Below are 18,703 nucleotides of genomic sequence, written 5' to 3' on the forward strand. Positions count from 1 at the left end.
CGCTGAATTAGGGTGAAGAAGTGACCGTTTCCCATGCCGGCTGGACCGACGAGCTCGCCCGCGCCCGGCTGCACTTCGTCACCGGCAAGGGCGGAACCGGCAAGACGACGCTGGCCGCCGCGCTCGGCCTCGCGCTCGCGCGCGAAGGCCGTCGGGTGCTGCTCATCGAGGTCGAAGGCCGCCAGGGCATCGCCCAGCTCTTCGACACCGAGCCGCTGCCCTACGCCGAGCAGCGCATCGCCGCCGTCCCGGGTGGCGGGGAGCTGCGCGCCCTGCACATCGACGTCGAAGCCGCGCTGCTCGAGTACTTCGAGATGTTCTACAACCTCGGCTTCGCCGGCCGGACGCTGCGGCGGATGGGCGCGATCGAGTTCGCGACCACGCTCGCGCCGGGCCTGCGTGACGTCCTGCTCACCGGGAAGATCAAGGAGTGCGTCGGCCGGACCGAGTCCGACGGGCGGCACACCTACGACGCCGTCGTCGTCGACTCGCCGCCGACCGGCCGGGTCGTCAAGTTCCTCGACGTCACCAAGGCGCTGACCGACCTCGCGAAGACCGGCCCGATCCGCGGCCAGGCCGACGGTGTCGTGCGGCTGCTGCACTCCGGCGAAACCGTCGTCCACCTGGCCACACTGCTGGAGGAGATGCCGGTGCGCGAGACGGTCGAGGCCGTGGCCGAGCTGGACGGCGCCGACCTGCGCCCGGGTGCGGTGCTGGTCAACCGGGTCCGGCCGCCGCGGCTGCCCGCCCGGTCGGTGACCGCCGCCGCGGACGGCCGCGTCGACGCCTCCCGCGTCCGCACCGGGCTCGCGTCGGCCGGGCTGAAACTGCCGGACGACACTTTGGACGCGTTGGTAGAAGAGACTGTCGAACACGCCGTGCGGGTCGCCGCCGAGCAGCGGGCCCGCGAGCAGCTCGCCGAGGCCGACCTGCCGACGCTGGAGCTGCCGGACGTGACCGACGGCATCGACGTCGCCGCCCTCTACGACCTGGCCGAGGCCCTGACCGACCAGGGGGTGCGGTTGTGACGACCATCGACATCGACGCGCTGCTCGACGCCCCGGAGAGCCGCGTGATCGTCTGCTGCGGCTCCGGCGGCGTCGGCAAGACGACCACGGCCGCGGCGCTGGCCCTGCGCGCGGCCGAACGCGGCCGCCAGACCGTGGTGCTGACGATCGACCCGGCACGACGGCTGGCGCAGGCGCTCGGCCTGCGTGAACTGGGCAACCACCCGAGGCAGGTGCAGGTCGAGGGGTTCGAGCCGAAGGGCGAACTCTGGGCGATGATGCTCGACATGCGCCGCACGTTCGACGACATGGTGCGCGTGCACGCCGGCCCGGAACGCGCCGAGCAGCTGCTCCAGAACCCCTTCTACCAGACGATTTCCACGTCGTTCTCCGGCACGCAGGAGTACATGGCGATGGAGAAGCTGGGCCAGCTCGCCGCCACCGGCGAGTGGGACCTGATCATCGTCGACACCCCGCCGAGCCGGTCCGCGCTGGACTTCCTCGACGCGCCGACCCGGCTCTCGAGCGCGCTGGACGGCCGGATGATCCGGCTGCTCACCGCCCCGGCGAAGGCCGGCGGCTGGGGCCTGCGCAAGGTCGTCAACGCCGGGTTCTCGATGTTCGCCAAGGCCGTGTCCACGATCATCGGCGGCCAGCTGCTGACCGACGCGTCGGCGTTCATGCAGGCGTTCGACAGCATGTTCGGCGGTTTCCGCGAGCGCGCCCGCAAGACCGCGGAGCTGCTGCGCTCGTCCGGGACGTCGTTCCTGGTCGTGGCCGCGCCGGAGCCGGACGCCCTGCGCGAGGCGTCCTACTTCGTGGAGCGGCTGTCGGCCGAGTCGATGCCGCTGGCCGGGCTGATCGCGAACCGGACGCACCCGGTGCTCGCATCGCTGTCGAGTGCCGAAGCGCTGGCCGCGGCCGAGTCCCTGCAGGAGGGCGACATGAACGCGCCGCTGGCCGAGGCGGTGCTGCGGCTGCACGCCGACCGCGTCAGCCTGGCCGCCCGCGAGGAGCGGCTGCTGGCGCGGTTCACCCGGGCCCACCCGGAGGTGGCCCTGGCGAAGGTGCCGGCGCTGGCCGGCGACGTGCACGACCTCGACGGCCTGCGCAACATCGGCGTGAAGCTCGCCGGCTGACCGGCGCGGACCGCACTTTCATAGGGAAAGCTGCGTCCTCGGACGGGCCGAAGCGGAGCTTTCCCTACGAAAGTGACGGCTTGCTCAGCCGACCGAGACGCGAACTCCGGCGTCGCGCTTGGCCGCTTCGAGCAGGTCGGCCCAGCTCTCCACGTCCGGGCGGCGGCGCAGCAAGGCGCGCCGCTCCCGTTCGGTCATGCCACCCCAGACACCGAAGTTGATCCGGCCGTCGAGTGCTTCGGCGAGGCATTCCGTGCGGACCGGGCAGCCCATGCAGACGGCTTTCGCCCGGTTCTGCTCCGCACCCCGGACGAACAGGCCGTCCGGATCGGCGTCCCGGCAGGACGCGTTGATTCGCCAGCTCGACTGGTTGGTTTCCATACCCCCAGCTCCCTACCCTGGTGATCGACGCACCAGCGGGGGAAAGGCACTGCGCTCCTTGCCCCCGCGAGCGTGTCTCCCTCAGCTCACGTCGGTTACCCGGGCACCTCCCCGGTGCCGGTGCCGCCGTTCGGACCAAGCGAGCTCCCACCCGCGTTGATCCATCCGACGGCTTGTCTTCGTGAGACGTTGACGGACTGTAGGGGCCCTCGGTTCCCCCCGTCGAGACCCAGAATGCCTTCCGTTACCAGTTGTCACCAAAGGGGGTCTGTTTTGTCACTGATTTCACACCGGTGGAGACACGGCGTCACCGGGGCCTGATCCGTTCCGGGTAGCCTGGCCCTCGTGCGAAAAGCGGATGGTTTGTTCAAGCTCATCGGCCTCTGTCTGCTCGCGGGGGTGCTCGTCGCCGGCATGCTCTTCCCGGTCGTGGGGGCCGCCGGTGTCATGTCCAACCAGGCGAGCGAGACGGTGGAGAAGACTTCCTCCGACCTCGCGGACATCCCGCCGCCGCTGGTGACGACGGTGACCGACAGCACCGGCAAGCCGATCGCGACCCTGTACAACCAGTACCGGCTGCCGATCAACGAGAACCAGGTCAACGAGGCCATGAAGTGGGCGCTGGTCTCGGTCGAGGACAAGCGGTTCTACGAGCACCACGGCGTCGACTGGCAGGGCACGCTGCGCGCGGCTGTCAGCAACAGCACCGGCGCCGACACCCAGGGCGCCTCGACGCTGACCCAGCAGTACGTGAAGAACTACCTGATCAACGTCGTGTACCGGACCGACCAGGTCGGCCAGAAGAAGGCCCAGGAGCAGTCGATCGCCCGCAAGCTCAAGGAAGCGCGGATCGCGATCCAGCTCGAGACGAAGCTGAACAAGCAGCAGATCCTGGCCGGCTACCTCAACATCGTCGAGTTCTCCCGGCAGATCTTCGGGATCGGCGCGGCGGCGCACGCGTACTTCGATACGACCCCGGAGAAGCTCACGGTGCCGCAGGCGGCGCTGCTGGCCGGCCTGGTGAACAACCCGATCAACAACGACCCGTGGAACCACCCGGACAAGGCCACCGCACGCCGCAACCTGGTGCTCGACCGGATGGTGGACAACAAGAAGCTGGCGAAGGCCGACGCGGACCGGTTCAAGGGCGAGCCGCTGGGCGTGGTCGCGGACTCCCCGAAGAAGCCGCCGGCCAACTGCATCGGCGCGGGCCCGGAGGCCGGGTTCTTCTGCCAGTACGTCGAGGACTACCTCCTCAAGGCCGGCGGGATGACGAAGGACCAGCTCTACACCGGCGGCTACACGATCAAGAGCACGCTGGACGAGCGCGCCAACCACGAGGCGAAGGTCTCGGCGGAGGCGCAGGTCAAGAAGGCGCAGCCGTACGTGGCGAACACGTTGTCGCTGGTCAAGCCGGGCAAGGACCGGCACGAGGTGGTCGCACTGGCCTCGAACCGCGACTACGGCCAGAACGAGGACGCGGGCCAGACGACCTACGCCCTGCCCACCGGCGTGTACAACACCGGCGGCGCGGGGTCGACGTACAAGATCTTCACCACGGCGGCGGCACTGGACAAGGGCGTGGCGGGAATCTTCACGCCGGTGCAGGTGCCGGAAACCTACGTCTCGCGCGTGTACTCCGGTGGTGGCAACAACTGCCCGCAGACCGGGCCGCCGCTGCGCTCGCGCTGGTACTGCGTCGGCAACGCCGCCGACTACAGCCGTATCGCCGAAGGCGCGACGGTCCAGACCGCGCTGGCGACGTCACCGAACACCACGTTCGTCGAACTCGAAGACCGGCTCGGCAGCACGGCACCGGGCATCGACATGGCCAGGCGGCTCGGCATGCGCGACACGATGGCGAGCAACGTCGGCGGCGGAACGGTCGACCCGAAGGCGGAAAAGGACGAAAAGCGCCTGAGCCAGGCCGAGTACTACGGCCCCAAGGGCAGCTGGCCGGGCTTCGGCGCGTTCACGCTGGGCTTCAGCCCCCTGAGCGGCCTGGAGCTGGGCAACGTGGCGGCGACGATCCTCTCCGGCGGCGTCTGGTGCCCGCCGACGCCGCTCGCCGGGGTGACCGACCGCAACGGCAAGCCGGTGGCGATCAAGGAAGCCCCCTGTGAGCAGGCGGTGCCCGAAGGCCTGGCGAACAGCCTCGCCATCGGCATGAGCAAGGACGACCAGCCGGGCGGCACGTCGTACGCGGCGGCCAACGGTGTCGGCTGGAACCGCCCGATGATCGGCAAGACCGGAACGACGCAGGGCAACGTCTCGGCGACGTTCGTCGGCGGCACGCCCCAGCTGGCGGGCGCGGCGATGACGTTCAAGTTCGGCGGCGGCCAAGGCGGCATCTGCGACGCCGGCCCCGGCAACGTCCGCGTCTGCCCGAGCGGGAATATCTTCGGTGGCAAGGCGCCGGCGCGCACGTGGTTCGGCGCGATGAAGAACATCCTGGACGCCGGCCAGCCGGTGATGCAGCTGCCGCCTCCGGACCCGAAGTACATGGGCGGCGCAGCCCGCTAGGGTTCAGCTGGAGCAGCGGGGCGGGAGGTGCGACACTCCCGCCCCGTTTCCGTTCCCGGCCGCGGATCCGGGCTCGGTCAGCCCCTCTCCATCTCCACCAGGATCATCGAGTTCCACCACGCGTAGAGCTTGTCGAGTTCGTCGGCGGTGCTGATCTTCGTGGACAGCAGGATGCCCGCCACCAGGTTCTTCTTCTCCGTCCACACCAGCTGGGCCGGGTCGCCCAGGAAGCAGGTCAGGTACTCCCCCGGGACCGGGTTGGGGACCTCCGCCCGGTAGTACGTGCCCCAGATCTTGGGGTACTTCTTCGGGCGGCACGCTCCCTGCGCGTCGTTGCGGGTGAGACCGTGGGTCTTCACGACGTTCTGGAAGAACGCGTCCATCGCCGCGGCGTCGGCGAAGCGGAGGAATTTCGCGCCGGTCGGCTCCGCGAACCAGACGTTGCCGATCTTGACGTCGCCGACGGTCGAACCGGTGCACTCGACCGCCGCGACGGTTCCGGCCGGAGGAGCCGCGTCGACGCACGTCCGGTAGATCGGCGGCAGGGCGTCGTGCAGCTTGGCGTCGTGCGGCGGCTTCGATTCCGAAGTGGACGGTCGCTCGGCCGAAGTCTCCGTGGCCGGCGCGGAAGACTCGCCGGTGATCGTCGGATTCGTCAGGTTCGTCGGGTTCGTCGGGCCCGGTCCGGCCGTCTGGGTCGTGCGGTCCCGCGTCACGACGTACGTGATCACCAGTGCCGCCACGACGACTCCCGCCAGCGCGGCGCACAGCGCGATCCACCGGTTCCGCGGGGACTTCGCCGGTGGCGGGGCGATCGGCGGCGGCCCGGTGAACGGTCCCGTCCGCGGCCCCGGGTGCGGAGCCGCCGGGAGCGGCATCGGCCGTGGCGGGGTCAGCGGCGCCGGAGCGGCGTGCGGCACCGGCCGGGGCAACGTCTTCTGCCACGTCGGCATCGGCGGGGCCGGTGCGGTCACCGCCGCTTGGACGGCGTCGGCGAACGCCGCCGCCGTCGGGTATCTGTCGGCCGGGTTCTTCGCCATGCCGCGGGCCACCACGGCGTCCAACGCCGCCGGCAAGCCCGGCCGCACGCGCGAAAGCAGCGGTGGCGGCGCGGTCAGGTGCGCGCCCATCTGCGCGGCCGCTCCTTCCGCCGGGAACGGGCGGCGGCCGGTGAGGCACTCGAAGAACACGCACGCGAGTGCGTAGACGTCGACGAGCCCGGTGATCGGTGCCTCGCCGAAGCGTTCCGGCGCCATGTAGTCGAGGGTGCCGATCACGTTGCCGGTCCCGGTGATCGACGTCCCCTCGGCGGTCATCGACCGCGCGATGCCGAAGTCCACCAGGTACACGAAGCCGGCACTCGTCACGAGCACGTTCGACGGCTTGACGTCGCGGTGCACCAGGCCGTCCGCGTGCGCCGCGTCGAGCGCGCCCGCGACCTGCTCGACGATCCGGGCGGCCCTGGCGGGTTCCAAAGGCCCGTCTTCCAGGAGTTCTTTGAGGTCCTTGCCCTCGACGAGCCGCATGTCGAGGTACAACTGCCCGTCGATTTCGCCGTACGCGTGGATGGGGATCACGTGCGGCTCACGCAGCCGCGCGACGATCTGCGACTCACGGCGGAACCGGGCGCGGAAGGCCTCGTCGCCCGCGTTCGGCCCGGACAGCAGCTTCAGCGCGACGACGCGGTCGTGCGCGGTGTCGTACGCGCGGTGCACCTCGCCCATGCCGCCGCGGCCGAGCAGGCCTTCGATCCGGTACGGCCCGAACTGCTCCATCGTTCTCCCCAAGCCCCCCGGCTCAAGTCCCGTTCATCGGGCCGACGCAAATGCTAAGCGGCAGGTTCCCCGGAACGGCGGCGAAGTCATCCAACTGTTGAGCACGTATCCTGGACTTCGTGAGCACGCTCAGTAACACACGCACGTCGGGGGCGACGGCGGCGCGCCTCGCGGCGGGGACGCTGGCGCTCGGCGCCGCGACCCTCGGTTACGCCGTCGGCATCGAACGCCGCCTTTGGACCCTCCGCACCGCGGAACTCCCGGTGCTGGCACCCGGGTCCCGGCCGTTCACCATCCTGCACGTCTCCGACCTGCACATGCTGCCCGGCCACCACAGCAAGCAGCGCTGGGTCGCCGCGCTCGACGAGCTGAACCCGGACCTCGTCGTCAACACCGGCGACAACCTCTCGCACCGGACGGCCGTTCCGGCCGTGCTGCGCGCGCTGGGCCCGCTGCTCGACCGGCCCGGGGTGTTCGTCTTCGGCAGCAACGACTACTACGCGCCCAAGCCGAAGAACCCGGCCCGCTACCTGATGCCGCGGGGCAAGAAGAAGCGCATCCACGGCGTCCAGCTGCCGTGGCGCGACCTGCGCGCGGCCTTCGTCGAACACGGCTGGACCGACCTGACGCACGTCCGCCGCACGATCGACGTCGGCGGGCAGCGGGTGTTCGCGGCCGGCGTCGACGACCCGCACCTGCGCCGCGACCGCTACCCCGACATCGCGGGCCCGGCCGACAGCGGCGCGGCGGTCCGCATCGGCGTCACGCACTCGCCGGAGCCGCGGGTGCTCGACACGTTCGCCACGGACGGTTACGACCTCGTCCTGGCCGGCCACACTCACGGCGGCCAGCTCCGGCTCCCGGGCTACGGCGCGATCGTCACCAACTGTGACCTGGATCGCAGCCGCGCGCGGGGTGCGTCGAGGTGGGGGGCGCACATGTGGCTGCACGTCTCGGCCGGGCTGGGCACGTCGCCGTGGGCACCGGCCCGGTTCGCGTGCCCGCCCGAGGCAAGCCTGTTGACGCTGGTCCCGCGCGGGTCGGAGTCCGTCGAGTCCCGTAAGGCGGCCCGCCGAAAAGCCCGCGACACCGTCCGCTAGACTTCTCCACGACCCGTTAAGCAGTACCTCGGGGTGTGGCGCAGCTTGGTAGCGTGCCTCGTTCGGGTCGAGGAGGTCGTGGGTTCGAATCCCGCCACCCCGACGAGTAAGAGCCGGTGTCTTCGGACACCGGCTCTTCTGGTTTCAGGGTCTGGTCGCCGTCACCTCGACCCAGCACTGGCTGAAGTCGCCGTCGCCGCTGCGCACCCACGTCAAAGCCGAACGAGCCGCACTCGCCAGCTGGTCGCGGTCGCGGCCGAACCGCGGGTCCGCCACCGCCTCGCTCAACCGGGACTCCACGTACTTCGCCAGCCCCCGGTACGTCATGTCCTCGCGGTAGCGGGCACGCGAGACGACTTCGGTGAACCCCGCCGACGCGCAGTGGTCCGCGATCGTGCGGCCGGCGAACGGGTCGCCGCCCGCCCGGCGGCGCAGCAGGTGGTGCCCGCGCAGCGCGGCGTCGACGTTCGCCGTCTTCGGGCGCAGGCGGGCCTTGCTCCAGTCCGAAGTGGACAGGGCGAGCCTGCCACCCGGCTTCAGCACCCGGTGCAGCTCCGCCAGCGCGTCCCGCGGGGCAGCCAGGTGCTCGAACAGCGCGTGGGAGAACGCCGCGTCCACGCTGCCGTCCGCGAAGGGCAGGTCGTACGCCGACGCCACCACGAAGTCCACTGTGGACCTTCCGGCGCGGCGGGCGGCGTCCCGCGCCATCGCGACCTGTCCCGCATCGCGGTCGAGGCCCGTCACCCGGGACTCCGCGGCCAGGCCAAGGGTGATCGAGCCGGGACCGCAACCGAGGTCGACCACCCACATGCCCGGCCGGAACAGGGGCTGGGCGAACGTCGCGCGCTCCGCCGCCGTGCGCGCGGACATCATCGACACCGCGTCTCGCCCGTAGCCCGGCGCGTAACCCTCCAGCACCCCGCACACAGTACGGCCAGAAGGTGGCAGGATCGAGGGGTGAGCACGCAGTCAGCGAACCAATATCCGCCCGCGGTGGTCCCGGACCGGCTGTTCGACGAGGCCGAAGCCGAAGCCCGCTGGCGCGCCCGCTTCCACGCCCCGCGCATCTCCGTGCCCGAGTGGGCCCGCGACGCCCCCGACGCCTGTGTCTACGTCTCCAACGCCAGCGGCGTCTGGGAGGTCTACGCCTGGAACCGCGCGACGGACGAGCACCGCCGCGTCACCGACCGGCCCAACGGCACCCTGCACGCCACGCCGTCCCCGGGCGGCGAGTGGATCTGGTGGTTCGACGACACCGACGGCGACGAGTTCGGCTCCTGGGTGCGGGAGCCGTTCGCCGCAACGGAGGGCAGCAAGCCGGAAAAGGCCGTCCCGGACGTCCACGACGGCTATCCGGCCGGCCTCGAGATCGGCACGCGGCTCGTCGCGGTCGGCGTCTCGACCGACGACGGCAGCGAGCTGTTCGCCCGGATCGGCGGCGAGACACACCGCTTCTACAGCCACCCGGACGACGCCGGCATCGCGTCCCTGTCCCGCGACGAGAGCCTGATCGCGATTTCGCACTCCGAGCACGGTGATTCACGCCACCCCGCGCTGCGGGTGCTCGCGACCGACGGGTTCGAGACCGTCGCCGAGAAGTGGGACGGCGAAGGCAAGGGCCTGTCCGCCCTCGAGTTTTCGCCGCTGCCCGGCGACCAGCGGCTGCTGGTGCTGCACGAACGCCGGGGCCGCGAGGAACTGCTCGTCTGGGACGTGCGGGCCGGCACGGAGACCGAGATCGAGCTCGACCTGCCCGGCGAGGTCGTCGCGGGCTGGTACCCGGACGGGCGCGCCCTGCTGGTCGTCCACTTCCACGAAGGCCGCAGTTCGTTGTACCGCTACGACCTCGACACGGCCGAATTGTCCTCTGTGGACACGCCGGCCGGCCGGATCGGCGGGGCGGGCGTCCGCCCCGACGGCACGGTCGAGTACTCGTGGTCCAGCGCCGCCGAGCCGACCGCGGTGCGGGCGCGGACCACCGACGGCACCGACTCGGTGCTGCTCGAGCCGCCGGGTGAGCGGGCGCCGGGGTCGGAGCCGGTGACCGACGCGTTCGTCGACGGCGTCGGCGGGCGGATCCACGCGCTCGTCTCACGGCCTTCGGGCGCGCCGGACGGGCCGCTGCCCACGGTGTTCTCCCTGCACGGCGGCCCGCACGCGGCGGACGAGGACCGCTTCTCCGCCTACCGCGCGGCCTGGCTCGACGCCGGGTTCGCGGTGGTCGAGGTCAACTACCGCGGCTCGACCGGCTACGGCTCGGCCTGGCGCGACGCCATCGAGGGCCGTCCCGGCCTGACCGAGCTGGAGGACGTCGCCGCGGTACACGACTGGGCCGTCCAAACCGGACTCAGCGACCCGGCGAAGTGCGTCGTGAACGGCGCTTCCTGGGGCGGCTACCTGTCCCTGCTCGCGCTCGGCACGCAGCCGTCGCGGTGGGCGGCGGGTGTCGCCGGGGTGCCGGTGGCGGACTACGTCGCCGCGTACGAGGACGAGATGGAGCAGCTGCGTTCGTTCGACCGCGCGCTCTTCGGCGGTTCGCCGGAGGACGTGCCCGCGGTGTACCGGGCCTGCTCGCCGATCACGTACGTCGACGCCGTGACGGCGCCGGTGCTCGTGCTGGCCGGCGACAACGACCCGCGCTGCCCGATCCGCCAGATCGAGAACTACCTCGACCGCCTGGCCGGCCGCGACCTGCACCACGAGTTCTACCGCTACGAGGCGGGCCACGGCTCGCTGGTGATCGCCGAGACGATCAAGCAGACCGCGATCGAGGTCCACTTCGCGCTGCGCGCCCTCGGCCTGCGCTGACCCGGCCCGGCACTTTCACGTGGAAGCGGCACTTTCACGTGAAAGTGCCGCTCAGCGTTCGGAGTGCAGGACGCCGCCGGTGGCCCAGTGGTCCGCGCCGATCTCGACCAGCGTGACCTGGACGCCTTCGGGTTTGCCGCCGCAGGTGCGGACGAAGGCGTCGGTCAGCTCGCGGACCAGTGCGCTCTTCTGGGCCGGCGTGCGGCCGGGGAACATGGCAACGCTGATCATCGGCATGGCGGCTCCTGCACTAGGTGGGACGCCGCGAAGCCTAGAGCCCCCGGTGCACCGCCCGCAGCCGGCCGACCGCGGCCGCGTCGCCCTCGAAGTCCAGGTGCACGGCGTCGCGGCCGAAGACGAACAGCAGCAGGTCCACCGGCTCCCCGACGACGGTCACCGGATCGGGCCCGGTCTTGACGGCGGCCTCGCGGCCGTCACGTGTCCTGAGCGTCACGCCGACGGGCGACTTGCGGAGGTTGAGCTTCGCCGACTGCTTGGCCGAGCGCCAGGCGGCGGCGTCCCGGGCCGGGTCCGCGGGCCGCGGCTCCCAGCCGTCCTGCGCGCGCCGGACGTCCTCGTGGTGGACGAGGAATTCGGCGGAGTTGATGAGCTCGCCGAGCGAGCCGATCGCGGTGGGCCAGAACTTCGACGGCCCGTTTCGCACCTGCTCGACCAGGTGCGCCCACGGTTTCGCGGCGTAGCGGTCCTGCACCTTCCGGGTGTACCCGGCGAGCGCGGGCACGAGGATGCCGGGAGCGGCGTCCGCCCGGTGCTCGCGCACGACGAGGTGCGCGGCGAGATCCCGGGTCTTCCAGCCTTCGCACAACGTGGGCGCGTCCGGCCCGAGGTCTTCGAAGAGCGCACTCAGCGCCCGGCGTTCGTCAGCAGCGACACCCATGGGAGCGACGCTACCCGCCGGTAGCCGCCCTGGCGACGGGAGGTGAGCTAGTGGTGGAACGCCGTCGCCGCGGCGGGGTCCTTCGGGCGGCCGCCCAGCTGCTCCAGTTCCGGGAGCACCCGCTTCAGGTCCGTCAGCAGCAGGTCCGCCAGGTCGTGCGTGAAGCCGTTGCGGACCACGATGCGCAGCACCGCCAGGTCCGTCCGGTTCTCCGGGAACGTGTACGCCGGCACCAGCCAGCCCCGCTCGCGCAACCGGCGGGAGACGTCGAAGACGTCGAACCCCGCGTCCGGGCGGGTCGTGAACGCGAACACCGGCAGCTGATCACCTCGGGTCAGCAGGGAGAACGGCCCCAGCGAGGCGATTGCCGAGGACAGGTGCACGGCCACGTCCCGCGAGGCCTGCTGCACCGCGCGGAAACCCTCCCGGCCGAGCCGCACGAACGTGTAGTACTGGGCCGCGACCTCGGCGCCCGGGCGGGAGAAGTTCAAGGCGAACGTCGGCATGTCGCCGCCGAGGTAGTTCACGTTGAACACCAGCTCGGACGGCAGCGCGGCCTTGTCGCGCCAGATCACCCAGCCGACGCCCGGGTACACCAGCCCGTACTTGTGGCCCGACGTGTTGATCGACGCCACCCGGGGCAGGCGGAAGTCCCACTCCAGGTCCGGGTCGAGGAACGGCGCGATCATCGCGCCCGAAGCGCCGTCGACGTGCACCGGGATGTCCCAGCCGGACCGGGACTGCAGAGCGTCCAGGGCCGCCGCGATCTCCGCGACCGGCTCGTAGCTGCCGTCGAACGTCGAGCCGAGGATGGCGACCACGCCGATCGTGTTCTCGTCGCAGCGGGCCACGGCCTCGTCCGCCGTGAGGTGGTACCGGTCGCCGTCCATCGGGACCAGCCGCGGCTCGACTTCCCAGTACTCGCAGAACTTCTCCCAGCACACCTGGACGTTCGCGCCCATCACCAGGTTCGGCCGGCCGCGCTGTGACATCCGGCCGGGGGCTCCGCCACCCGGGCCCCCTGAAGAGACGTGGTCGAGCCGGGCCCAGCGCCGCTTCAGCGCCATCCCGGCGAGCATGCACGCTTCCGACGACCCGGTCGTCGAGCAGCCCATGATGTCCGCGGGGTCGGGCGCGTGCCACAGGTCGGCGAGGATGTTCACGCAGCGCCGCTCGAGCTCGGCCGTCTGCGGGTACTCGTCCTTGTCGATCATGTTCTTGTCGACGCACTCGGCCATCAGCTCACGCGCCTGCGGCTCCATCCACGTCGTGACGAAGGTGGCGAGGTTGAGCCGCGCGTTGCCGTCCAGCATCAGCTCGTCGCGCACGAGCTGCAACGCGGTGTCCGGCGGCAGCGGGTCGTCGCGCAGCCGGTCGTGCGGCATGACGAAGCCCGCCGCGAGTGCCGGATTCGTCCCGGCGTACAACGGATTCGTCCCGGCCGTGCGGTTCGGGCGGTCGGTTTTCCCCTGATGCAGGACCATGCCACCGAAGGTACTGGCCCACACCGACGAAAAAGGGCCGCTCCATCCGGAACGGCCCTTTCGTGGGGAAATGTCAGGCCTGCTGGGCCTGCCACATCCAGTGCGCCTCTTCCAGCGCCCGGGTGATCTCGATCAGCAGGTCCTGCGTGACGAGGTCGCTCTTGTCGGTCTCGTCGATGCGCTGGCGAAGCCGCTCGATCAGCGCCGAGAGGATGTCGACGATCGCGGCGACCGTGGCCTCGACCGACTGCCAGTTGTCCGGGTAGTCGGGCAGGCCCGAGCTCTCGACAACGGTCTTCGCCTTGCCGTTCGGCGAGATGCCGATGGCGTTGGCGCGCTCGGCCACCTCGTCGACGTACTGGCGCGCGGTGTTCACGAGCTCGTCGAGCTGCAGGTGCGCACTGCGGAAGTTCGATCCGACGACGTTCCAGTGCGCCTGCTTGGCGATGAGGGACAGGTCGACCAGGTCGACCAGCGTTGCCTGGAGGGCGTTGCCGGTGATCTCCTTGTCGGCCTCGGAAAGCGGGCTCTTGATGGGAGACTTGCTCATCTGGCTTGATCCTTTCCTGCTCCTGGTTCGGACCTGGCGTGGGGGGTCAGACGGTGGCGGAGAGCGCGACCTCGATGTTGCCGCGGGTCGCGTTGGAGTACGGGCACACCTGGTGCGCCTGCTCGACCAGCTGGTCGGCCTGGGCCTGCTCGAGACCCGGCAGCGAGACGTTCAGCGCGACGCCGAGACCGAAGCCGGCGTCCTGCTTGAGCACGCTGACCTCCGCGGTGACGGTCGAGCCGTTCAGCGTGACCTTCGCCTGGCGGGCGACCAGCTGCAGGGCGCTGTGGAAGCAGGCCGAGTAGCCGGCGGCGAAGAGCTGCTCGGGGTTGGTCTTGTCCCCGCCGGGGCCGCCCATCTCCTTCGGGATGGCCAGCGACTCGTCGATGACTCCGTCGGACGACGTCACTTCGCCGTTGCGGCCGTCGCCGCGTGCCGTTGCCACCGCGGTGTAAAGCGCCTGACCCATGCTCAGCCTGCCTTCTGTCCCGGACGCCCGCAGCGGACGTCTCACTGAGCACAACATCCCGCATCCGCGGAACGGTGCCCCCACATGGCAGGCATCACTGCATGGCTTACCCGGCGGTACCCGAGCGAAACGTCATACGGCGCGCGTCACCGCGAATTCGGCGACCTGCCGCCCGATCAGGCGAAGGGTGCGGACGCTCTTCTCGTCCGAGGCGCCACCGCCTTCGTCGAACTTCGTCTCGGCCGAGTTGATCGAGCCACCCAGCGGGGTGGCCCAGCCCCGCAGGGCGTGCGTGATCGTGCGGAGCTGTTCGAGCGTGGTCACCGCGGCTTGCCAGCCGTAGGCGACGGCGGCGAGGCCGACCGCGCGGCCGTCGAGGTAGGGACGGCGGTCCTCCCGCAGGTCCTCGACGTAGTCCAGGGCGTTCTTGACCAGGCCGGACAGTGCGCCGTGGTAGCCGGGCGAGACGACGATGAGCCCGTCGGCCTCCCGGATGGCCTCCACCAGCCGGGTGGCGCGCTCGTCACGCTCGGGGACACCGGCGTCGTAGAACGGGAGCACCAGCTCCGGGCCGGTGAGCAGCCGGGTGCGGACGCCCGCTTCGGCCGCGGCGTCGAGCGCGATCCGCAGCGCGCGTTCGGACTGGGAGCCCTCGCGCAGAGAGCCGCCGATTCCGAGCACGTTGACCGTCCTGGCTGAAGTCACGAATCCAGGCTAACCCCTCTACTTGGCTGGAGGACCAGACTCTGGGACGGAGGCCCTGGTCACAACTGGACCGGATACCTACTGGCAAGTAGCCTCCAGGGCAGTCCCGAAGCTCGTGGAGGCACCATGGCGATCCCGCTCCCCGTCCGCGCCCAGGCGGCCGCGTCACAGTTCGCGTTCTGGCTGCCCACGCCGGTGCGGCGAGCGGTCGCCGGCCGGCCCGTCCGCATCGACGGCCAGGACCTCGCACTCGACGCCCAGCTTCTCCTCCGGCTCCAGAAAATCGCTCGAGCCGAGCTGGTGCACGGCTCGGTCGAGCAGTCGCGCGCGCTGCTCGACGCGAGCAGGCAGCTGGTCAGCGGCAAGCCGATCGAGCCGGTTTCGGTGCGCGAGATCGCTGTTCCGACCCCTGATGGCGACTTGCCGTCGACGCTCTACACGCCGGCCGGGCTGCCCGAAAAGTCGCCGTTGCTGGTGTTCTTCCACGGCGGCGGCTGGGTGATCGGCACCCGGTCGAGTCACGACAACGCCGTCCGCTTCCTGGCCAAGCACGCCGGGGTGCGGGTGCTGTCGATCGAGTACCGGCTGGCCCCGGAGTTCCCGTTCCCGGCGGCGACGGAGGACGCGCTGGCGGCGTTCGAGTACGCGGTGGCGAAGGCGGGCGACCTCGGCGCCGACCCGGCGCGGATCGCCGTCGGCGGCGACAGCGCGGGCGGCAACCTCGCCGCGGTGACCGCCCAGCAGGCCGTCCGCCGCGGCGGCCCGGTGCCGGCGTTCCAGCTGCTGATCTACCCGGCGACGGACTTCGCGCGGCGCTACCGCTCGCAGGACCTGTTCGCCGAGGACCTGTTCCTGACCGACGTGCACATGAAGTGGTTCGAAGGCCACTACGTGCCCGAAGGCACCGACCTGACCGACCCGCGGCTCTCACCGCTGCACGCGGCGGACCTCAGCGACCTGCCGCCGGCCCTGGTCGTCACGGCGGGCTTCGACCCGTTGCGCGACGAAGGCGAGGCGTACGCGGAGAAGCTGCGCGAGGCGGGCGTCGACGTGGCGTTGCGCCGCCACGACGACCTGATCCACGGGTTCATCAACTTCACCGGCGTCGGCACCCGGTTCCGTGAAGCACTGGCGGAGACGGCGGGCGCGCTGCGGCAGGGCCTGGCCAAACGCGACTGACGCTGCTCCCGGACGTACCCGGCGCCCGGCCGCGGAGAAATGTCCGCGGCCGGGCTCCGGGCCCCCCTGTTTCTTTCGGTGGTTACGACGCCGGGACCGGCAGCGGTGGCAGCGGCAGTGGCGGCACCGGCAGGCCGCCGAGCAACCCGCCGAGGATGCCGGTGACGGCCGCGAGCAGCGCCTTCACCAGGTCACTGACGATCTTCAGCGGCCCCGGCAGGTCCGGGAGGGACGGGATCGGCAGCGGCAGCGGTGGCAGCTGGCGCGCCTTCGCCGTCGGGTCGGCCAGCAGCCGGGTCGACTCGTCGGCCCGGCCCTTGGCCAGGCCCGCGAGCTGCCCGGTCTCGGTCTGGACCGTGTACCGCTTTCCGGCTGCGATGTCCGCGAGCACCGGGCTGAGCTGCGCGAGGTCGCCGCGTGTCGCGCCGACGTCACCCGCGTAGGCGACCTTGGTGAGGTCGTCACGCATCTGGAGCACCTGCGCGGCGAGGGCCTGGGTGCTGGAGGAACCCTTGCCCCCCGCCGGGCTCGCCGACGCGATCCCCGCCGTTGCCACCGCCAGCAAACTGCCGGCGGTGATCAGGGCGATGGATCGCCCGAACTTGGCTTTCATTCCGTTACCTCCTGGGCCTCGGGAGACCTGACGGGTTAAATCGATACCCCCCGTGTCGGAGATAAGCCACCCGATCACCGGTTCGGGAGGTTTAACACCCTTACGTGCCGGATCTGAATGAAGCGAACTGGCCCGCATTGGATTAACCGCGAAACCTTGTCCGTCACCCTGAAGATCATCATGACCGATTCCGAGCATCACCGCTGGTAGCAGCCGTCCACTATGGAACATTTGGGTAACCCACACGAGTGTAAACGGTGATCATTTAGCTTCATCACTCCGTCGGAACGCGTGCCTCGACTGCTCCAGATGGGGAATCCGCCCGCCCGCACCGCCACCCACACGGTTTCCCCCGAGCCGCACGCGGAAAAGCGAAATCAATTCCGGAATTCGGCCACGGCCGGAGCAGCCGGCGCGGTCAGAGCGGCAGCCCCGACTCCAGGTGGGCCAGCGCCTGGTCGAGGACCACCAGGGTGTCGGCACCCGGATCCGCCGCGGCCCCGGCGAACGCGGCCATGACCACGCCGACCACCGCGCCGGCCCAGTTGCGGACCTCGAAGTCGTCGGCGGCCCGGTCGGTGCGCCGTGCGGCCAGCGCCAGCGTGTAGGCGTTGCCGAACCCACTGCAGCGCGTGGTCGTGGCGCCGAGGTCGACCGCCAGCGTCGGCACGGCGACGTTGAGCACCGTCAGATCGAGGCCGATGGTCAGCAGGCAGAGGCCACGTTGCGGAAATATGTTGCACGCGCGTACCAACCTGGGTTCTCATCGAGGACGTGCCGCTGCAGCCCTACCGCCGGGTGCTCTCCATCCCCCGCGTCCGCTCGACGATGGCCTTGATGTTCCTGGCGCGCCTCCCGATGACCATGAACGGCGTGCTGATGACGCTGTACATCGTCACCGTGCTCGGCCGCGGCTACGGCGCCGCCGGGCTGGTCGGCGGCTGCGTCACGCTCGGGATGGCGCTCGGCGCGCCGCTGCTCGGCCGCTGCTTCGACCGGTACGGGCTGCGCCCGGTCGTCGCGATCTGCGGCGTCGGCACGACGGTGTTCTGGATCGCCGCGCCGCACCTGCCGTTCGAGGCGCTCGCCGTGGTCGCGGTCGCGGCCGGGATGCTCTCGGTGCCGGCCGGCTCACTGGCCCGGCAGGTCCTCGCCACGCTCGTCCCGCCCGAGGAACGCCGCGCGGCCTACTCGCTCGACACCATTTCGATCGAAGCGACGTTCATGATCGGCCCGGCCGCCGGGATCGCGGCCATCACGGCGTTCTCCCCGACGTGGACGCTGACCGCGCTCGGCGTGCTGTTCGGCGGCACGGCGTTCCTGATCTGGCTGGTGAACCCGCCGATCCGCGAGGGGGCGGGCAAGGCGGAGGAGCTCGGTCCCCGGCCGCCGCTGCGGAGCTGGCTCACCGGACGGCTCGTGGGGACGCTGCTGATCGCGGGCGGCGCGTTGTTCGTGCTCGTCGGCACCGAACTGGCGACGCTGGCGGCCCTGCGCGCGAACGGCGAGCTCGGCGTGACCGGCGTGGTCATCGCGGTGATGTGCGCGGCGTCGATCGCCGGCGGCATCGTGCACGGCGTGGTGAAGCGGTCGCTGCCGCAGGGCGTGCTGATGCTGCTGCTCGCACTGCTGGTGATGCCGGTCGGCCTGGCCGACCACCCGTGGTGGCTGCTCATGCTGGCGCTGATCCCGACCAACCTGCTGTGCGCACCGACGCTGGCGGCCACGACCGAGACGGTCACCCGGATCGCCCCGCCGCAGGTCCGCGGCGAGGCGATGGGCCTGCAGGACGCCTTCACCCGGCTCGGCCTGGCCGTGGGCGGCCCGGTGGTCGGCTTCGCGATCGACCACTCGAACCCGGAGTGGGGCTTCGTGGCGGCCGGGCTCGGCGGCCTGGTGATCGCCTCGGCCGGCCTGCTGCACCGCCGCACCCCGGCCCCCACCCCGGAACCGGCACTGGCCACGGCCACCCCCCACGGCGACCAGCCGTAGCTTCCGGCGGTAGCTTCCGGCGGCCGAGCTCGCAACCCAGCCCAAGCGCCCCAAGGTGGCCTTGGGTGCGTTCAACGCAC

Annotated in this window: 18 protein-coding genes and 1 tRNA gene; 8 read left to right on the forward strand and 11 right to left on the reverse strand. The window is 71.0% G+C overall.

Annotation, left to right across the window (positions count from 1 at the left end):
- Nucleotides 1-20 precede the first annotated feature (20 nt).
- Nucleotides 21-1,028 carry an ArsA-related P-loop ATPase gene (locus ACLJQE_RS02380; protein ID WP_410637252.1) on the forward strand — a complete coding sequence of 336 codons (1,008 nt, stop codon included), beginning with the start codon at nucleotides 21-23 and terminating at the stop codon, nucleotides 1,026-1,028.
- Nucleotides 1,025-2,146: an ArsA family ATPase gene (locus ACLJQE_RS02385; RefSeq protein ID WP_410637253.1), complete on the forward strand. Its 1,122-nt coding sequence runs from the start codon at nucleotides 1,025-1,027 to the stop codon at nucleotides 2,144-2,146. The genes ACLJQE_RS02380 and ACLJQE_RS02385 overlap by 4 nt, the downstream gene beginning before the upstream one ends.
- 84 nt (nucleotides 2,147-2,230) lie before the next feature.
- Here ACLJQE_RS02385 and ACLJQE_RS02390 read toward each other — a convergent pair whose 3' ends face one another.
- Complete coding sequence (locus ACLJQE_RS02390; protein WP_410637254.1) at nucleotides 2,231-2,527, reverse strand: WhiB family transcriptional regulator; 297 nt, start codon at nucleotides 2,525-2,527, stop codon at nucleotides 2,231-2,233.
- Between the two features lie 345 nt (nucleotides 2,528-2,872).
- Here ACLJQE_RS02390 and ACLJQE_RS02395 point away from each other — a divergent pair, with 345 nt between their 5' ends.
- Entirely contained in the window at nucleotides 2,873-5,050 is a 2,178-nt protein-coding gene (locus ACLJQE_RS02395) for a transglycosylase domain-containing protein (RefSeq protein WP_410637255.1), read from the forward strand.
- 77 nt (nucleotides 5,051-5,127) lie between these two features.
- On the opposite strand, the gene ACLJQE_RS02400 is transcribed toward ACLJQE_RS02395, so the two are convergent.
- Entirely contained in the window at nucleotides 5,128-6,825 is a 1,698-nt protein-coding gene (locus ACLJQE_RS02400; RefSeq protein ID WP_410637256.1) for a protein kinase domain-containing protein, read from the reverse strand.
- A gap of 119 nt (nucleotides 6,826-6,944) precedes the next feature.
- On the opposite strand from ACLJQE_RS02400, the gene ACLJQE_RS02405 reads away from it, so the two are divergent.
- Together ACLJQE_RS02405 and ACLJQE_RS02410 are read left to right on the forward strand one after the other, a co-directional pair.
- Entirely contained in the window at nucleotides 6,945-7,925 is a 981-nt protein-coding gene (locus tag ACLJQE_RS02405; protein ID WP_410637257.1) for a metallophosphoesterase, read from the forward strand.
- A gap of 29 nt (nucleotides 7,926-7,954) precedes the next feature.
- Nucleotides 7,955-8,028: transfer RNA gene (locus ACLJQE_RS02410), tRNA-Pro, on the forward strand.
- 41 nt (nucleotides 8,029-8,069) lie between these two features.
- Here ACLJQE_RS02410 and ACLJQE_RS02415 read toward each other — a convergent pair.
- Nucleotides 8,070-8,843 carry a methyltransferase domain-containing protein gene (locus ACLJQE_RS02415; protein WP_410637258.1) on the reverse strand — a complete coding sequence of 258 codons (774 nt, stop codon included), beginning with the start codon at nucleotides 8,841-8,843 and terminating at the stop codon, nucleotides 8,070-8,072.
- Between the two features lie 39 nt (nucleotides 8,844-8,882).
- On the opposite strand from ACLJQE_RS02415, the gene ACLJQE_RS02420 reads away from it, so the two are divergent.
- Complete coding sequence (locus ACLJQE_RS02420; RefSeq protein ID WP_410637259.1) at nucleotides 8,883-10,733, forward strand: prolyl oligopeptidase family serine peptidase; 1,851 nt, start codon at nucleotides 8,883-8,885, stop codon at nucleotides 10,731-10,733.
- A 51-nt stretch (nucleotides 10,734-10,784) separates the two neighbouring features.
- Here ACLJQE_RS02420 and ACLJQE_RS02425 read toward each other — a convergent pair whose 3' ends face one another.
- The 6 genes from ACLJQE_RS02425 to ACLJQE_RS02450 all read right to left on the reverse strand — a co-directional run bounded on the left by ACLJQE_RS02425 (nucleotide 10,785) and on the right by ACLJQE_RS02450 (nucleotide 14,839).
- Nucleotides 10,785-10,970, reverse strand: a complete 186-nt coding sequence (locus ACLJQE_RS02425; RefSeq protein ID WP_086859558.1) for a tautomerase family protein — start codon at nucleotides 10,968-10,970, stop codon at nucleotides 10,785-10,787.
- 34 nt (nucleotides 10,971-11,004) lie between these two features.
- Nucleotides 11,005-11,631: a TIGR03085 family metal-binding protein gene (locus tag ACLJQE_RS02430; protein ID WP_410637260.1), complete on the reverse strand. Its 627-nt coding sequence runs from the start codon at nucleotides 11,629-11,631 to the stop codon at nucleotides 11,005-11,007.
- 47 nt (nucleotides 11,632-11,678) lie between these two features.
- Complete coding sequence (locus ACLJQE_RS02435) at nucleotides 11,679-13,115, reverse strand: glutamate decarboxylase (RefSeq protein ID WP_410637261.1); 1,437 nt, start codon at nucleotides 13,113-13,115, stop codon at nucleotides 11,679-11,681.
- Nucleotides 13,116-13,188: 73 nt separating this feature from the next.
- On the reverse strand, nucleotides 13,189-13,665 hold the full coding sequence (locus tag ACLJQE_RS02440) for a Dps family protein (protein WP_410637262.1): 477 nt from the start codon (nucleotides 13,663-13,665) through the stop codon (nucleotides 13,189-13,191).
- A gap of 46 nt (nucleotides 13,666-13,711) precedes the next feature.
- Nucleotides 13,712-14,134, reverse strand: a complete 423-nt coding sequence (locus ACLJQE_RS02445; RefSeq protein ID WP_410637263.1) for an organic hydroperoxide resistance protein — start codon at nucleotides 14,132-14,134, stop codon at nucleotides 13,712-13,714.
- Between the two features lie 132 nt (nucleotides 14,135-14,266).
- Entirely contained in the window at nucleotides 14,267-14,839 is a 573-nt protein-coding gene (locus tag ACLJQE_RS02450) for an NADPH-dependent FMN reductase (RefSeq protein WP_410637264.1), read from the reverse strand.
- A gap of 126 nt (nucleotides 14,840-14,965) precedes the next feature.
- Here ACLJQE_RS02450 and ACLJQE_RS02455 point away from each other — a divergent pair, with 126 nt between their 5' ends.
- Nucleotides 14,966-16,018, forward strand: a complete 1,053-nt coding sequence (locus ACLJQE_RS02455) for an alpha/beta hydrolase (protein WP_410637265.1) — start codon at nucleotides 14,966-14,968, stop codon at nucleotides 16,016-16,018.
- Between the two features lie 82 nt (nucleotides 16,019-16,100).
- Here the strand turns inward: ACLJQE_RS02455 and ACLJQE_RS02460 are convergent, their stop codons facing one another.
- Nucleotides 16,101-16,631 (reverse strand): hypothetical protein, encoded by a 531-nt coding sequence (locus ACLJQE_RS02460; RefSeq protein WP_410637266.1) that lies wholly within the window; start codon nucleotides 16,629-16,631, stop codon nucleotides 16,101-16,103.
- 418 nt (nucleotides 16,632-17,049) lie between these two features.
- Nucleotides 17,050-17,316: a hypothetical protein gene (locus ACLJQE_RS02465; RefSeq protein ID WP_410637267.1), complete on the reverse strand. Its 267-nt coding sequence runs from the start codon at nucleotides 17,314-17,316 to the stop codon at nucleotides 17,050-17,052.
- Between the two features lie 152 nt (nucleotides 17,317-17,468).
- On the opposite strand from ACLJQE_RS02465, the gene ACLJQE_RS02470 reads away from it, so the two are divergent.
- The gene (locus tag ACLJQE_RS02470) at nucleotides 17,469-18,623 is read left to right on the forward strand and encodes an MFS transporter (RefSeq protein ID WP_410638289.1); all 1,155 of its coding nucleotides are present in this window, start codon (nucleotides 17,469-17,471) and stop codon (nucleotides 18,621-18,623) included.
- The last annotated feature ends 80 nt before the right edge of the window (nucleotides 18,624-18,703 follow it).

Source organism: Amycolatopsis sp. lyj-346 (assembly GCF_046548975.1).
Taxonomy (GTDB): Bacteria; Actinomycetota; Actinomycetes; order Mycobacteriales; family Pseudonocardiaceae; genus Amycolatopsis.

Excerpts from the sequence above, each read along its gene's own strand:
- ACLJQE_RS02390 (WP_410637254.1), bottom strand. The coding sequence starts at position 2,527 with ATGGAAACCAACCAGTCGAGCTGGCGAATCAACGCGTCCTGCCGGGAC.
- ACLJQE_RS02400 (WP_410637256.1), bottom strand. The coding sequence starts at position 6,825 with ATGGAGCAGTTCGGGCCGTACCGGATCGAAGGCCTGCTCGGCCGCGGC.
- ACLJQE_RS02425 (WP_086859558.1), bottom strand. The coding sequence starts at position 10,970 with ATGCCGATGATCAGCGTTGCCATGTTCCCCGGCCGCACGCCGGCCCAG.
- ACLJQE_RS02430 (WP_410637260.1), bottom strand. The coding sequence starts at position 11,631 with ATGGGTGTCGCTGCTGACGAACGCCGGGCGCTGAGTGCGCTCTTCGAA.
- ACLJQE_RS02435 (WP_410637261.1), bottom strand. The coding sequence starts at position 13,115 with ATGGTCCTGCATCAGGGGAAAACCGACCGCCCGAACCGCACGGCCGGG.
- ACLJQE_RS02440 (WP_410637262.1), bottom strand. The coding sequence starts at position 13,665 with ATGAGCAAGTCTCCCATCAAGAGCCCGCTTTCCGAGGCCGACAAGGAG.
- ACLJQE_RS02445 (WP_410637263.1), bottom strand. The coding sequence starts at position 14,134 with ATGGGTCAGGCGCTTTACACCGCGGTGGCAACGGCACGCGGCGACGGC.
- ACLJQE_RS02455 (WP_410637265.1), top strand. The coding sequence starts at position 14,966 with ATGGCGATCCCGCTCCCCGTCCGCGCCCAGGCGGCCGCGTCACAGTTC.
- ACLJQE_RS02460 (WP_410637266.1), bottom strand. The coding sequence starts at position 16,631 with ATGAAAGCCAAGTTCGGGCGATCCATCGCCCTGATCACCGCCGGCAGT.
- ACLJQE_RS02470 (WP_410638289.1), top strand. The coding sequence starts at position 17,469 with ATGTTCCTGGCGCGCCTCCCGATGACCATGAACGGCGTGCTGATGACG.